Source organism: Candidatus Protofrankia datiscae (assembly GCF_000177615.2).
Classification (GTDB): domain Bacteria; phylum Actinomycetota; class Actinomycetes; order Frankiales; family Frankiaceae; genus Protofrankia; species Protofrankia coriariae.
Window position 1 is genome coordinate 111,067 of the sequence record NC_015656.1, and the last position, 14,326, is coordinate 125,392.

12 protein-coding genes, 1 tRNA gene and 1 pseudogene are annotated in these 14,326 nt (G+C 66.5%); 9 read left to right on the forward strand and 5 right to left on the reverse strand.

Annotation, left to right across the window (positions count from 1 at the left end):
- Positions 1-12 precede the first annotated feature (12 nt).
- From FSYMDG_RS00380 to FSYMDG_RS00390, 3 genes and pseudogenes are all read left to right on the forward strand, one after another.
- Entirely contained in the window at positions 13-423 is a 411-nt protein-coding gene (locus FSYMDG_RS00380) for a hypothetical protein (RefSeq protein ID WP_013871657.1), read from the forward strand.
- The gene (locus FSYMDG_RS00385; protein ID WP_013871658.1) at positions 420-710 is read left to right on the forward strand and encodes a hypothetical protein; all 291 of its coding nucleotides are present in this window, start codon (positions 420-422) and stop codon (positions 708-710) included. Before FSYMDG_RS00380 ends, FSYMDG_RS00385 begins: the two co-directional genes overlap by 4 nt.
- 135 nt (positions 711-845) lie before the next feature.
- Positions 846-1,175: pseudogene (locus tag FSYMDG_RS00390) on the forward strand (FtsK/SpoIIIE domain-containing protein); the annotation flags it as partial.
- Between the two features lie 399 nt (positions 1,176-1,574).
- Here FSYMDG_RS00390 and FSYMDG_RS29890 read toward each other — a convergent pair.
- Entirely contained in the window at positions 1,575-1,787 is a 213-nt protein-coding gene (locus FSYMDG_RS29890) for a hypothetical protein (RefSeq protein WP_043602650.1), read from the reverse strand.
- Positions 1,788-1,897: 110 nt separating this feature from the next.
- Here FSYMDG_RS29890 and FSYMDG_RS29075 point away from each other — a divergent pair, with 110 nt between their 5' ends.
- Entirely contained in the window at positions 1,898-2,179 is a 282-nt protein-coding gene (locus FSYMDG_RS29075) for a tyrosine-type recombinase/integrase (RefSeq protein WP_043602652.1), read from the forward strand.
- Between the two features lie 89 nt (positions 2,180-2,268).
- Here the strand turns inward: FSYMDG_RS29075 and FSYMDG_RS00410 are convergent.
- Together FSYMDG_RS00410 and FSYMDG_RS22410 are read right to left on the reverse strand one after the other, a co-directional pair.
- Positions 2,269-2,341 (reverse strand) — tRNA-Arg (locus FSYMDG_RS00410).
- Positions 2,332-2,925 carry a metallophosphoesterase family protein gene (locus FSYMDG_RS22410; protein ID WP_083828065.1) on the reverse strand — a complete coding sequence of 198 codons (594 nt, stop codon included), beginning with the start codon at positions 2,923-2,925 and terminating at the stop codon, positions 2,332-2,334. Before FSYMDG_RS22410 ends, FSYMDG_RS00410 begins: the two co-directional genes overlap by 10 nt.
- A 145-nt stretch (positions 2,926-3,070) precedes the next feature.
- On the opposite strand from FSYMDG_RS22410, the gene FSYMDG_RS22415 reads away from it, so the two are divergent.
- Both FSYMDG_RS22415 and FSYMDG_RS22420 read left to right on the forward strand, forming a co-directional pair.
- Positions 3,071-4,762, forward strand: a complete 1,692-nt coding sequence (locus tag FSYMDG_RS22415; protein ID WP_013871659.1) for an MFS transporter — start codon at positions 3,071-3,073, stop codon at positions 4,760-4,762.
- Between the two features lie 123 nt (positions 4,763-4,885).
- Entirely contained in the window at positions 4,886-7,006 is a 2,121-nt protein-coding gene (locus FSYMDG_RS22420; protein ID WP_013871660.1) for a serine/threonine-protein kinase, read from the forward strand.
- 155 nt (positions 7,007-7,161) lie between these two features.
- Here FSYMDG_RS22420 and FSYMDG_RS25525 read toward each other — a convergent pair whose 3' ends face one another.
- A complete protein-coding gene (locus FSYMDG_RS25525; RefSeq protein ID WP_131773782.1) occupies positions 7,162-7,926 on the reverse strand; it encodes a bacterial transcriptional activator domain-containing protein in 765 nt (254 codons plus the stop codon).
- A gap of 3,224 nt (positions 7,927-11,150) precedes the next feature.
- Between FSYMDG_RS25525 and FSYMDG_RS00440 the strand changes: the two genes are divergently transcribed.
- From FSYMDG_RS00440 to FSYMDG_RS00450, 3 genes are all read left to right on the forward strand, one after another.
- Positions 11,151-11,453 carry a WXG100 family type VII secretion target gene (locus FSYMDG_RS00440; RefSeq protein WP_013871663.1) on the forward strand — a complete coding sequence of 101 codons (303 nt, stop codon included), beginning with the start codon at positions 11,151-11,153 and terminating at the stop codon, positions 11,451-11,453.
- A 348-nt stretch (positions 11,454-11,801) separates the two neighbouring features.
- Positions 11,802-12,125 carry a hypothetical protein gene (locus tag FSYMDG_RS00445; RefSeq protein ID WP_013871664.1) on the forward strand — a complete coding sequence of 108 codons (324 nt, stop codon included), beginning with the start codon at positions 11,802-11,804 and terminating at the stop codon, positions 12,123-12,125.
- 26 nt (positions 12,126-12,151) lie between these two features.
- Positions 12,152-12,772 carry a hypothetical protein gene (locus FSYMDG_RS00450; protein ID WP_013871665.1) on the forward strand — a complete coding sequence of 207 codons (621 nt, stop codon included), beginning with the start codon at positions 12,152-12,154 and terminating at the stop codon, positions 12,770-12,772.
- Positions 12,773-12,850: 78 nt separating this feature from the next.
- Here the strand turns inward: FSYMDG_RS00450 and FSYMDG_RS00455 are convergent, their stop codons facing one another.
- On the reverse strand, positions 12,851-14,074 hold the full coding sequence (locus FSYMDG_RS00455) for an APC family permease (RefSeq protein WP_347176425.1): 1,224 nt from the start codon (positions 14,072-14,074) through the stop codon (positions 12,851-12,853).
- Positions 14,075-14,326 lie beyond the last annotated feature (252 nt).

Sequence of the window (14,326 nt, forward strand, 5' to 3'; positions counted from 1 at the left end):
GGAGGTGGCGCGGTGGCGGTTCCCGGGCGTATTCCGGTGCGCTTTGAGGACGTGTTCCCGCACGGCGCGTTCGTGCTGGGCGTGGAGCCTGCGAACGACTACGACAAGGTGAAGGCGAACGCGCCGGATGTGCAGGCGCGGGACAAGGACACCGGCGAGCGGGTGTGGTCGGTGCGGGTCCTCGACGCGGACCCGGCGGCACGGAAGTCCGAACTGAAGGTGAAGATCCTCGGCGAGGTGGCGCCGGTACCACCGGACCCGATGCCGGGCACGCCGTTCCGGCCGGTGCTGTTCGAGGGGCTGGCCGTGGTGCCCTACGTGGACACCAACGGGCGGGTGGCGTTCTTCTTGCGGGCGGCGGCGATGCGCCCGGTTGGTCCGGTGGCCTCGGCGCGGCGTCCCGGCCCGGTGGTGGCGGCATGAGCGGGCTCGGCGCGGACGGGCTGCGCTCCTCGACGCATCTGGGGCTGCACGTGGGCGCGGACTGGTCGGTTCGCTGCCGCATCTCCCCGGACAAGCCGCCGATCCTCACGGTCCACGTGGGCCGGACGCTGCTCTCTTTCTCGCCGGCCGGTACCGCGGTGCCCTCCGACCATGTCGAGTTCGCGTATGCGCTGCTGGGCGCGGTGAACGATTACCTCGTCGAATGCGAACGGTTCCGGTTCGCCGTACAGGATGCGGCCGAACTGCCACGGGATCTCGCCGCGTAGTCGCTGCGCGGCTCTGTTTCAGGCAGGCGGCCCGGAACCCTCGGCTCCGACTGGCGGTTCCGGGCCTGCCTCCCCTGCTTTTCCCATTTCTTTCTGCTCTTGGTTTCGTGCGCTCTGAAACAGGTGGTATTTGTCATGTCCAGAATCAACGGCGATCGGGGAATGCCCCGGATTCCGTCCCGGGCCGACAAGGTCCGCGTCCCGCTGTGGGTGCTGCTCCTGGCGGTGGCCGGTAAAGGGCTGGTGCTCGGGCTGCGCTGGTGCTGGCGGCATCGGGTGGCCGTGCCGGTCGCGCTCGGCCTGGTGCTGTTCACCCGTTGGTTCGCTCCGTTGGGCCTGCTGATCATGCTCGTCGGGCTGGTCCTGGTGGCGTTCGCCTGGTGGCGGGTGCACGCTCGGTCGTTCGGCTGGCTGGCCCGGTGGGTGTGGGGCCGGGTGCGGCTGACCTTCGTCTACCGGTGGCGCCTCCACCGGCATGACACCCTGACCCGGCCTATCGACCCGGCCGGCCTCGACACCCCCCGGTCCGTGATCGACCATGGCCCGTCCGATGGTCGCGGAGACCGGGGTGAGGTGGCGTGACCGGCCCGGCTCTTGGTCATGTCCCGGTCACTGTTGACCCCGCAGGGGGGTGTCCCGGGTCGCGGGTGGCGCGTATGCGGATGCCCTTAGCACGTCGACCATGCGTACGCTGCGCACGGTCCTGCACCAGGCGCTCAACGAAGAGGTCATCACCGAGAAGATCACGCGCAATGTCGCCGAGACGCTGCGCGTCCCGAAAGCCCGTAAGCCCAGGCGGAAGGTCGTCGCGCTGAGCAAGGAAGACGGGCTCCGGCTGCTCGAAGAGGCGAAGCCCACGCGGCTCTACGCGCTGTACGTGCTGCTGGCGATGGTCGGTCTGCGGCGCGGGGAGGCGCTCGCGCTGCGCTGGTCGGACTTCGACGAGTCCGCGTCCACGCTGCGCGTGGCCCGCCAGGTGACCCGGGTGCGTGGTGTGGGGTTGACGGTCGGCCCGACGAAGAGCCAGGCCGGGCAACGCACGATCGCGCTGCCGGCCCGGTGCGTCGAGGTGCTCAAGGCCCACCGGACCGCCCAGCATGCGCACCGGGAGAGTGTGGGCAAGCGGTGGAAGGAACACGGGCTGATCTTCCCGAATACGATCGGTACCCACATGGAGCCGCGGGGGGTTGAACACCCACATGTCCAAGCTGTGCAAGCGCGCCGGGCTCCCGCACCTTGGCCCACACGCGCTACGGCACACCGCGGCGACGATGGCCTACGCCCTCGGCGTCGACTGGAAGCAGATACAGGCGATGCTCGGGCACACGATGCTCTCGACGACCATGGACATCTACGTGGACATGGTCGACATCGTCCACAAGGACGCGGCGTCCAAGCTCGACGGCTGGTTCCCCGCGGAGGACGTGGAGGCGGAGGATGGCGGGACGGCGGACGCTGAGGGAGCCTGACAGGCTGTTGGCTGTCAACTTGGCTGTCAAAAGCCCAGAGCCCCGCGCCGTGTGATCGGCTGCGGGGCTCTGACCTGCCTCAACCAGCGTGCGCTCGGAGGGACTCGAACCCCCAACCTCTTGATCCGTAGTCAAGTGCTCTATCCGTTGAGCTACGAGCGCCTGTCGGGCCACCGTGGCGGACCGACTGAGCAAGAGTACAGCATCGGTCCGTGATCTCCGAACGGGCGTCGGTGTGGTGGTAGCTGGTGCAGCACGACGTCGTCCAGGTGGCTGTTGGTGATCGACGCCGTCATGAACGTGTGGTGTGGCTGGCGGCGGCGGTCCGTCGGGGAGCCGGGGTTGAGCAGCCGGACTGGTCCGCCGCCGTCCGGCCGTTCGACCGTGGCGTCCCAGGGGATGTGCGAGTGGCCGAAGACGACCAGGTCGGCGTCGGGGTAGCGGAGGCTGATCCGCTGGTTCCGGTTGGTGGCTGTTCCGGTCTCGTGCACGACCACAGTCCGGACCCCGTCGAGATCGGCACGTGCCACCTCCGGTAGCAGCTTGCGGATCTCGGGTCCGTCGTTGTTGCCGAAGCAACCGATCAGGTGCGGAGCCCTGGCCTGAAGCTGCTCCACCAGGGCCACGTCGATCCAGTCGCCGGAATGGACTACTATGTCCGCGTCGTCAACCGCCGCCCACACCGGGGCCGGTAGGTCTCGGGCACGCGCCGGCACGTGCGTGTCGGCCAGCAGGACGAGCTTCATCCATCAAGTTTGCCTCGACGGCTTCGGCGGAGAGCGGGTTGTCGGCACGAAAATGCTGCGGGGCGGCAACGGGCTGTCGATATATGGATCATGAAGGGCTGTTGTGCTCCGGCCGGACAGGTAGGAATCGGAAGGTACGCTTCCTGTGGTGTCTGGACAGCCGTTACCGGAGATGTCACCACCGGGCGGCGTCCTGCCCCGGGCGGCTCGGGTCGCAACAGCGACCGGCCTTTTCGTTCACGCCTTCGTCTTCGCGGCCTGGGTTCCTCGTATCCCTGAAGTGAAAGCTTCGCTTGCGCTGAGTGAGGGCGAGCTTGGGTTGGCGTTACTTGGAGCGCCGGCCGGCGCAGTTCTGATCATGTGGGCCATTGGTCTTCTCGTCGGGCGTGTCGGCAGTATTCCTGTGATCCGGGTCAGCCTTGTCGTGTACTGCGCCGCCGGGGTACTCATCGCTGGTGCTGGCAGCCTGCCCATGCTGTTTGTGCTGCTCGTGTTCTGGGGGGCCAGTGGCAGTGGGCTCGACGTCGCGGTCAACGCTCAGGCCACCGAGGTGGAACGACGCTACGGGCGTCCGATCATGTCGGGGCTGCACGCGGCGTGGACGGCTGGTGCGCTTGTCGGAGCCGCCCTGGGGGCGGCAGGAGCAGCCATGGAGACGTCGCTCGGCTGGCAGCTTGCTGGCGTCGGCGTGCTCGGACTCGCCATCGGCCTTCCGTCAACCCTGATGATGTTGCCGCGCGACGCGTCCGCTCCTGACGACATGCTGAGCGCGCGTCACACGCCCGTGATGGACACGGGGAGCATGGATACGGGGAGTTCGGTAGAGACGGGAAATACCGCCGGCGCCGTGGGTATCGGTGACATAGCAGGCACAGATGTCGCTGTCAGCGACAGGGCTGTCGGTGACACGACCAGCCGGAACGCCGGAAATGCTACGGATGCGGCTGTCGACATCATAATAGCCGAGCCTGCGATGCCAATTCATGATCGTGGCTGTCCGGTATTTCCCGTGTCGGCTCCGGTCTCTTTGCTCGATGAGGTCGAGGAGCGTGAGAAAAACCAGCCGGCCAAGAAGAACGAGGATGTCGAGAAGGGAGCCGACGAGAGCAGGGACGCCGAGAAAACCGAGAGATCCGGAGCGGCCGGCGCGACCGCGGACAGGACGCTCAGGGAGGCGTCCGATCCGCCTGAATCGCGGTGTTCCCGTGGTTTTCAACGTGGTTTGAACATCCGTCGTGGTGCTGGTCGTCCACTTGGCACGCTCTGTTTCATCTGCCTGTCGAGTTTCCTGTGTGAGGGTGTGGCCGCGGACTGGAGCGCTCTCTACCTACGGGATGTGACGGGTGCGTCCGCGGATGTCGCGGGCATCGGCTTCGTCCTGTTCACCGGGACGATGCTGGTCGGGCGGCTGGCGGGTGACAGGGTGACGGCCGCTGTCGGAGCCGCCCGCCTGGTCCGGGTTTCGGCCGGGATCACGAGTGTCGTGTTCCTCTCCGCACTGGCCGTCGCCGATACTAGTATCGGTATTTTTGGCGGGATCATAGGTTTTGGCATCATTGGTGTTGGAATGGCATGTGTCGTCCCATCGACGATATCGGCGGCGGGACGACTTGGGACTCGTGCTTCCGCCCCGTCTCCGTCCGCTGGCGCCGCTGGCGCCGCTGTTGCCAGGGTCATGAGCTTTGGATATGTCGGCTGGTTGATAGGCCCACCGATCGTCGGAGGGCTTGCGGAAATGATCAGCCTGCGTGCCGCTATGATCGTTGTGGTTGTTCTTGCCGCAACGGTGGCGATCCTCGCGCCTGCTTTGTCCGTTCCCCCCGTCCGGTCTCGGTGATGGCCCTGTCGCGGGCGTGTCGACGGCCGGTGGATACCTGGCTGATTTTTGACTGGAAGGCAGGTCGAGCTGGTCCGGTCGGGTACTCTCCGCTCGTGATGGGGGTTGGCGAGAGGGGAGCCGGTGCTGGCGCCACTGGCTGCTGACGATCCGCGTTCCGTCGGGCCCTACCGGCTGTACGGCCGTCTCGGCGAAGGCGGCATGGGAGTCGTCTATCAGGCTTTCGCTCCGGACGACACGCCTGTCGCGATCAAGCTTCCGCATCTGAACGTGGCGGCTGATCCCGAATTCCGAGCTCGTTTCCGTCAGGAGGTCACCGCTGCTCGGCGGGTTCGTGGTGCTTTCGTGGCCGAGGTCCTCGACGCTGACGTGGACGCCCCCCGCCCCTGGATGGCGACCGCCTACGTCGACGGGGTGAGCCTGGCGGACGCGGTACGCCGTCGTGGCCGTCTGGACGGCCCGACATTGATGAGCCTCGCTGTTGGTCTTGCCGAGGCACTGGTCGTCATCCATGCGGCTGGTGTGGTGCATCGCGATCTCAAACCCGCGAACATCATCATGGACTGGAACGGGCCGAAGGTCATCGATTTCGGTATCGCCCGACTCTCGGACGCCACCATGAACACGAGGACCGGCTTCAGTATCGGGACCGTTGCCTGGATGGCTCCCGAGCAGCTTTCCGGAGAGCGGGCCGGGCCTGCCGCCGACATCTTCGCCTGGGGTGCCTGCGTCGCGTTCGCCGCGACAGGCCGGCATCCGTTCGCGGCAGCGACGCCGGCGGCGTCGATGGCCCGGGTCCTGGGAGACGCTCCTGATCTCGAAGGAGTTCCGGAGCCGTTCGCCTCCGTGATCGCCCGGGCGCTGGCGAAATCGCCGGCCCAGCGTTGCGCCGCCGTGGATGCGGTGGCCAGCCTCACCGGACGGCAGATATACGGCGTCACCGATGCCGAACGGGTCGCCACCCGTGTCTCTCGCGGCGGCCTTGGCCTGAATGACGCGTCGGCAGGTGGTCCGTTCGGGCCGCCTCAGCCATCCGCCGGCCGCGGTCAGGAACCCGGCTGGCCGGGGTGGCAGACGCCACCGCCACCGCCTGAAACGGGCCGCACTCGGGTCGGACCTCCGCTCCCACCGTGGGAGGCCGAGGAGCAGCCCGTCCAGGGCGGTCTCTGGGATGCGCAGCCCCCATCGCAGCCTCCGCCGTCCGGAGCGGACCGGCACGGGATCCTCACCCCGCCCGGGCCACCCCAGCAGGGGCGGTTCGGCCGTTCGTCGCCCATGCCGGTACCAGTTCTGGCGGTTCTGCTGGCGGCGGCTGTGCTTACGGCCATCCCTCTGATCTCGCGGGCCAGCACCGCGCGGACACCGACGATTATCGGTGGTTACGACATATGGGATGTTTTCGGGGAGCTCACGGTGGCGTTCCTTGCGCTGCCGGTGATGCTTGTCGGTCTGGTGGTCGGAAACCGCTGGGGCGCCTGGCGTGATTTCGCGGCCGGGTGTGTGGTCGGTCTGTCCGTCATGTCGATCGCGGAGCTCGGCTTCGCCCAGGAGGAGTTCGGTTCCTCGCCCGATGTCGGCGGATGGCTGATCGTAACGGGCGCCGCCGCGGCCCTGGTCGTCGTTCTGGGCTGGCGGGGCTGGACCGCCGGCTGGACCTTCGGCCGGTGGGCCGTTTTCTGCCTGCTCGTCGGTGGTATGGGCATCGCCGTGTTCGCCTCCGCGGAGCTGCGTTGGAAGGCCTACGTCCTCGCCGAGCAACCGAGCCTGGTCGGAATGTCTGTGATCGGTGGCGTGCTGCTTCTCGCCACGTTGTTCGCGCAGCCCCGCAGCGTCACGCTCTTCACCGCGGTGATTGTGGTCGGACTCTGCGCATTCGAGATGTTTCATCCGGACCTCTACGTTTATGCGGTCGACAATTTTGCGGTGCTGATCGGACTGTTGACTCTCGGTCTTCTCGGTGATCGTTGGTCGGACCGGCTCTTCCTGTTCGCGTCCAGAGTGGCTGTTGCGGTGGCGCTGCTACGGCATGTTGTGCTGGCCTGGGGAAGCGGCGATGTTGTGATACGTCTTGGTGAGACCATCCTGGATCTGTCGGGCATCCATCTCGCCGCCTTCGGAGCAATTGCGGTCCTGGCGGCTCTCGGGACGCTGCGGGGTCCGCGGGTTGTTCCGGGGCCATGGCAGCCGCCTCCGCCGAGCTATCCTCCCGGTCCGCTGCCATACCGCGCTGGCAGGCCATACTGACCCTGAAACGCCATACCGGCCCCGAAAACGTGGGCTACCGGACCGTGACGAGGGCAATACTGCAGGGCTTCGGTTCGGTGGCCTGGATTTTTCTGTGTACGGCTGATCCGGCAGGCACAGTGAGCGGCCGGTCGTCCGCCAGTCAGAGGTGTTCTCTATCTGCCTGTTATCGCTGATCTTCTACTGCTGCTCTGTTGTCGCCGACGGAATCCCGGTAGCAGCTCGCGGACCAGCGTATTCGTTTCCGCCTGGATGCCGAGGTCGGTCCGTTGTGGTGCGATCATCTGGTACATCTCGTTGATCACTGCTTCCAGGGCCTTGCGGTCATGGCGGGCAGCTACTGTGCGTAGTAGATCTCGCCACAGGACCTCGGCTGTTGGCGCTGCACGCAGGCCTGTTCGGCACGCCGCGATGGCGGTAGCGGTATCTCCATTACTGAGCGTTATGTTAGCAAGCCGATGGGCCACATCGACAACGGCGGTGGAGGTGATCGTCCTGATCCTGCTTGAGTCCAGCCATCGGTAGCGGCCTGCCGGCAGGTTTGCCCACAGCGGTCCGGTGACCAGTCGTAATGCTGTTGTCAGATCGTTTTCGGAGTCCGACTCCGGTTGAGCGGAGTGGTGGGCGTATGCGACGAAAAGATCCCAGTCGCACCGGACGCCGTCAGCAAGGCTCCAGCATCCGTTGTCACTGACCGTAATATGCGGGAGGCCCTCGTTGTTGGTCCCGAGCCAGCCGGCTACATGGTCGAGCTCGTTGCTGAGCACATTGTCAGGAGTCTCTGGCGGCAGGAGCACGGCGCTGAGAGCGCTGGAAAGCACTCCCGAGCGATGCAGAGCGAGATACACCACCAGCTCGGTCAGGAACTCCCGACGATCCGGATCACAGGGACCGGGTGCCTCGACAGTGATCTCTCCCATGATCCGAATTTCGACATCGGTTGATCGGAACAATTCTCCAGGCTCGGCCGGCGGCGTTACTGGTACCGGCAGAGCCAGCGGCGATGCCAGAGTTGCCGGTAGTAGCACGGGTAGTGCTGTCGGTGGTTGGGAAACTGGTTGCGGAACCGGTTGTGGCAGCGGAGCCGGAAGGGTGGACAGGGCCCTGTCGCCAGGCGGATCCGTCTGAGGTAGGCCGCCGTCATCGGAAGCCTCGCCCATGAGGGTCTCGCCCGCCGCGGTTCGCCCGGAAAGCTGAACCAGCAGCCCTGTCGTCTTCCGCGGTGCCGGTGCCGGTGCCAGCGGTGGCGGTGGCGGCCAGAGCTCGCCTGGCGGCGGCGTGGACGGCAGGTGAGAGGCCTCGGCCGGGAACGCGGTCGACGGTGGAAACGGATACGGCTGGACGCTCCGTGCACCAGGAGCACGTGGCGGCACAGGCTCCATCGCCATCCCGGAGGCCCCGGATACCTGGAGATCCCAGGCTGGCATCGCTCTGTTGCGCCAGACGGAGGCACCATCGCCTCCTCGGGAATCGCCTCCGCGGGAGGAGGTGTCCACAGACGGGGAAGGGCTGTGGACACGACCTGCCGGGTTGATGCTGTCCGGATGCTCTGTCGTCAGTCGTAGCGGGGGTTCGCTCGGAGGCGGCGGGGGTTTGGGCGGTCGGCCAACCGGGGGAGCGATGGCCGGCGGAGGCGTCCGCGGGGGCGGTGACGGGGTCCACACCGGTGGGGTCCGTGGCGGCGCCGACGGGGGAGGTACCGACGGCACCGGTGGAATTGGCGGATGATTGTGCGGGAGGGATTCTGATTCCACTGTGGATGCCTCTGGACGCATCCACAGTGGAATTTCGGGCACCCACGGCGTCGGCTCCTGGGCGGGATTCGAGGTGGAGGCTGGCCGTGATTCATCCGGGAACGCGGTGATCACAGCGGCGTCCTCGCTCCCGCGGCGACGGTCCTCCACCTGTGCTGTGCCGTTCCCGGGGCCGGGGCCGGGACGGCGCGGCGACTGTGCGTCTGGGGAGGAGATCCGTTGCGGCGACGGATATGCGGGGTGTGGATGGTCAGGACCAGAACCTGTGGTTTCCGTTTCTGCGGTACGTGATGTGGAGCGTTCCCGGCCGGAAAGTGCGTATGCTGTGCCCGCCTTACGGAGCATCCTGACAATGGTGGGGTACTCGCGCGTGCTCAGCGTCTGAGCACTGATCTCCAGACCAAGGACGCCGAGATGTAGCCTGCGGTTCGGGCTCACCGTGAAGCGCCAGCGTGCGGCGGTCGAATCGCCGAAGGTCACAACACCGACTCCCTGGCTGGGATCCCTGAGGAGAGCGGAAAGCCGTGCTGTTTCCCGCTCGGACGGAGGGGCGGCCAGGATTAGCAGCTCCGGCGCCCACAGGGCCTGATGCCGAGCGGCCGGCCGCCCCCGGAGCACCGGGCCGAGGGAGCCACCGTTTCGTGGTTCACCGCCAGCTACCCGGCCGCGCCGCGACCGACGACTTTCCAACTCGTCCAGGACGTCACCGAGGCTGGTACTGGATCGCAGCCGGTCCGGGGCGATCGGCACGAGACGTCCGGAAAATCCAGTCATGTATACGCGGAGATCGTTTGACCAGGGATTTGTGGCCAGTTCCACCGCGATGGACACGGCCGCTTCCCGCGCGAGCGCAGCGTCCCCACCGAGGCTGATGATTCCGGGAGCAGCCTCGACGTCGACGAGAACACGAGCTCCCCGATCGTCCGTGCCCATGACGGCCAGCCCTGGATAGGGGGCTGGTGTGTCCACCGGAATTCTCCGGCTGTCGTCGACGAGCAGGCCGTCGACCGTGCTGGTGGTCCGCTCGATACGCCAGGTACCCGGTGTCCGGCCGGTCTGCCATGGTGGAGGAGGTCCGTCGGGTTCGGCCGGCGCGAGATGCAGAACGAGTTCGTTGTCGGAGACGGTTGCCGCATACACGGATGGCAGGGTGCGACCGGCCGCGGTGAGCTCCGCGGCGAGAAGCCGCAGTGCCTGGTCAAGGAACCGGGCCGCCCCCACGTCCGCGGCGAGACGGAGCTCGGTCCTGATCTGACCGAGGGGGTTGCCGCCCTTGGATCGTGGCCGTCGCCTCATCAGTGCAACCATCATTCCTGTCGTCAGTATGACGGGTAGGACAACGGATGGGTGTGCGTTGTGGTGTCTCGGTAGTGCCTGCGCCCGGATGCCCACCGGCCCTCCAGCCCCCTCCGTGGGAGGAGCCACGAGGGGAACCGACTGGTTTGTAACTGGATGATAGCGTGCGGTTTCGTCGGGTCGTGCCGTGGTGTTCCGTCTGTCGTCCAGCGACGTGCTCGCGCCATGCGCGCTCATTTCCGTCGTTGCGGTCAGGCGTATATCCCCCGGTGCGCTTGTCACTGTTGTCGGCATCAGGGCGGGACGTCGGCCGCGCTCATCCACGGCGGGCGGGCACAGGATAGCCGGGAAGAGGATGGCCGTGCTGGAGAGAATCCTGGGGAACAGCGCGGTCACGGCCAGCCCGCCCGTCGGCTTCCGCCAGGCTCCACCCATCGGCACCCATCGGATGGAGCCTGACTGGCGGAGCTGACCGTCGCCGGCTGGCCCGGTCGAGGTGGGACGGTGTCACGGGGCCCATCGTCTGCCGCCAAAGGGCGGAGCTGCCACCGTGCGGCCTCTCCTGTGGATAACCTGGCTGTGGATAACCGGGCTACCTGACTGCTGGTCCGGCATGACGGCGGGCAACCGGAGTCGGCGCCCGGATCAAGGCGATCACGCGGTCGGCCGTGTCGACGCCGCTCTCCCGGCGGCCTTGTCACGAGCCGGGGACATGGTGTAAACCGGTACAAGGCGGATGGGCGCAAAGCGTGTGAAATGCATCGCGAACGGCGTTGGTATGCGGTACTTCCTGGTGGTGAGGCTGTCGGGTCGCCCCCTGTACTCATGATCTTTGGGGGTGGGTCGCGGATTTTGGCATTGATCCGGTGCCGTGTTCGTCAAAAAGCAAGTGTTTCGTCAAAAGCAGTGTGGGTGTGGTCGGAGGCGCGGCGACAGCGTCGTCCGCCTGAACGATGTTCTTGGGCCATGACGGGAAGCGTCTGACACACCGCTTCTGGTCGGCGTGGTCACGAGATCGTGTTGTGCTGCCAAGATGGCTGATTATTTGTGCGGTCCGTGTTCACTGTCAAAGATATATCTGAAAGGGTCTGATAATGCCCAACCTCAATGTCACGTACCAGGAGATGGACGATGCCAGTGGCAGGCTCAGGAACGGCAGGGTCGACATCGAGGCCCAGCTTGTAGCGCTGAAGAAAATGGTCGACGCCCTGGTCGCCGGTGGATATGTCACTGACCAGTCCAGCGTGCAGTTCCAGGGGTTCTACGACCGGTTCAACACCGGTGTAACCAGCACACTGGCCGGGCTCGACGGCATGGCCGACTACCTGAAGAAGGCGGCTGACGTGTTCCGGACCGCTGATGCCCAGCTCGCAAGCTCGCTGCGCGGCCAGGACTGACGGGCCGACGGCGGGACGCGGTCACGTTTCCCCGCGTTCGGTCCTGGGAAGCAGCCTGCCGGCCCTGGGAAGCAGCGCGTGGGCGGCTCCGGGCCGTCGAGAGGCGTTCCGTCCGATGAGGCTTTCCCATGCGTCGGAGATTTTCTGTGCCCGTCCGGACCCAGCAGGGATGTCGGCCGTCCTGCCCGGTGGCTCCCCCCTCCCTGCCAGGCTCGGATTCTACCCAGAAGGACGGCGACAGGCGCCATGCCCCGCGACGTCTGCGATTTTTCTTGTGTCTCCCGCGAACGGACCGGGGCGCTGGAGTTCTGTCATGGGACGGGATCACGGTAAGAGAGGTTGTGCGCGATGACCGCTGACCGGCTGTCGGTCGATCTTCCTGGGCTGGACTCGCTCGCCAGCAATCTGATGTCGATCCGTTCGGCGATGAACGCGACCCGTTCGATGCTGGAGAACTACCGGGGGCAGATGGGATCGACCGAGATCGAGGACGCCCTGGGCGACTTCGAGCACGGCTGGAGGGACGGACGCAGGAAGATCGACGACAATGCGAACAAACTGGCGACGATGGCCTCCCAGTCGGCGGAGACCCTGCGTCAGGTCGATTCCGATCTGAGTGCCGGGCTGATCCAGGCGTCGCAGCTCGCCAGCGAAGGAGGGGGAGGAGACTGAGCGAACATGTTGCTGCCGAAAAGCCCATGGCCCTGGGCTTTTCGATCAGTATTCCCGATACCTGGTTCGAGGTCGACCTGAATCCGGTGACCCGCCGGGCATCCATCGACGCTCTGGTCCGGGAGCGCACACGGGGTGTTCCCGAACTCGCGGCGAACCGTGCGGCGATCTCCCGGCTGCTCCGACACGCCGCCCGTGACGCGGCGGCCGGCGGCGCATTGTTCTGCGGTGTCATGGCCGAGGCGGTAGAAGGCGCAGGTTTGTCTGCCAGCGTGACCGTATCCATGCTTCCCGCACCGGATGACGCCCGGGTTGTCGGCGTGGCCGAGGTAACTCCATCAATGATCATGTCCTCTCTGTCGGAGAGGGTCGCCCGATCACAGGACGACACCTGGACCACAGTGACTCTTGTCGATCTTCTTTATGTTGGACAGGCGGCCCGCTCGTATGGGGTGGAGGACATCTCACTGCCTGATCGGGCTGGTTGGATCAGGACGACGATGATGCAGACCTTCGTCCCGGTCCCACGGTCCGACCAGGTGGCCCTGATCTCCTGTTCCAGCCCGAACCTCGTGCTCGTGGACGCATTACACGACCTGTTCGACGCGGTGACCTCGACCTTCCGGTTCGTTACCGATAGCGGATAGTTCACTGCTCCGGCATGACGGTGTGATAGCGGAGCGGGACTGCGGGGCGTGATTGGTATGGCTCCGTGTGCCTGTGGTCTACGCACACGTCCTACGTACAGCACGGATCACAACACCGATGGCGAGAACGGCGAAGCCGGTCAGGACCGAAGCAGCCGGCAGCATGAGAGCGAGAACCAGGCAGCCGACACCGCCGAGCAGCGACAGTGGGCGCAGCCAGCGGCGTCGCGGGCCGTCGAGGGTGAAGGCGCTGGCATTCGCGATCGCGTAGTAGACGAGAACCGCGAAGCTGGAGAAACCGATTGCGCCTCGGACGTCCGAGGCGATGACCACCGCGATGACGGTCCCACCCAGCAGTAACTCTGCACGGTGTGGAACCGCATACCGTGGGTGTACCGCCGCAAGCCAGTTCGGCAGGTCACGTTCTCGGGCCATGGCAAGGGCGGTGCGTCCGACCCCGGCGAGCAGCGACAGCAGGACACCGAGGCTTGCGACCGCTCCGCCCACACGGACGGCAGGAGCCAGCACGCTCAGGCTGCCGGCGCCGATCGCGGCGGCCAACGGGTCCACAGCGTTTGCCAGACGTTCCGGGCCGACCGCCAGCAACGCGGACAGGCCGACAAGTACGTAGACGACAATCGTGATCCCGAGCGCGGTCGGGATCGCTTTCAGGATCGTCCGCGCCGGGTCGCGGACCTCCTCGCCCAGGGTGGCGATCCGGGCATAACCCGCGAACGCGAAGAAGAGCAGAGCGGCGGCCTGGAGTACCCCGCGTACGGCGTCCAGCCCGCTGCCGGACCAGAACGGGCTCAGCCGCGCTGTCCTGGCGGTCCCGCCCGCCAGACAGGCCACCACGACAACAGCGAGCGCGAGCAGGGTGAGTATGACCAGGGCACGGGTCAGCCGGGCGGTCTTGCTCACGCCGAAATAGTTGACCATGGTGAGCAGGGTTGCGGCGGCGACCGCGACCGGTCGGGGATGCTGCGGCCACGCATATGCGCCGACGGTCAGGGACATGGCCGCGCAGCTTGCGGTCTTGCCGGCCACAAAGCCCCAGCCTGCGACGAAGCCCCAGCGGGCGCCGAGCCGACGCCGTCCGTACACGTATGTCCCGCCGGACTCAGGGTAGAGCGAGGCCAACTGCGCGGACGACATGGCGTTGCAGTAAGCGATCACAGCCGCGATCGCGAGGCTGACGAGAACGCTGGCTCCGGCCGCGTGGGCCGCTGGCCCGAACGCGGCGAACACCCCGGCCCCGAGCATCGAGCCAAGCCCGAGGAGCACCGCGTCGGCCAGGCTGATGCGACGCTGTAGCCGGCCGGTCGAGCTGGTCGGCTCTCCGGACGGCTCAGTGCCGTCCGGATCCGTTGGTCCCGCCCTCTCAGCTGCTGGGAGGCTGATCGGCTCCTCGGGCGGCTCGGTGGCATCTGCACGAGCATGAGTGGACCCGATGGCGCACAGGCCGGTCGGATTCCTGGGTGGTCCCGTGACATGGCGGCCCGACCCGGGAAGCTGCCCGGAAAACCGGTCGGTCCGTTTCCCGGATGATCCCGT

Coding starts and splice junctions, on each gene's coding strand:
- FSYMDG_RS00385 (WP_013871658.1), top strand. CDS start 420: ATGAGCGGGCTCGGCGCGGACGGGCTGCGCTCCTCGACGCATCTGGGG.
- FSYMDG_RS22410 (WP_083828065.1), bottom strand. CDS start 2,925: ATGAAGCTCGTCCTGCTGGCCGACACGCACGTGCCGGCGCGTGCCCGA.
- FSYMDG_RS25525 (WP_131773782.1), bottom strand. CDS start 7,926: ATGGGAGAGATCACTGTCGAGGCACCCGGTCCCTGTGATCCGGATCGT.
- FSYMDG_RS00440 (WP_013871663.1), top strand. CDS start 11,151: ATGCCCAACCTCAATGTCACGTACCAGGAGATGGACGATGCCAGTGGC.
- FSYMDG_RS00445 (WP_013871664.1), top strand. CDS start 11,802: ATGACCGCTGACCGGCTGTCGGTCGATCTTCCTGGGCTGGACTCGCTC.
- FSYMDG_RS00450 (WP_013871665.1), top strand. CDS start 12,152: ATGGCCCTGGGCTTTTCGATCAGTATTCCCGATACCTGGTTCGAGGTC.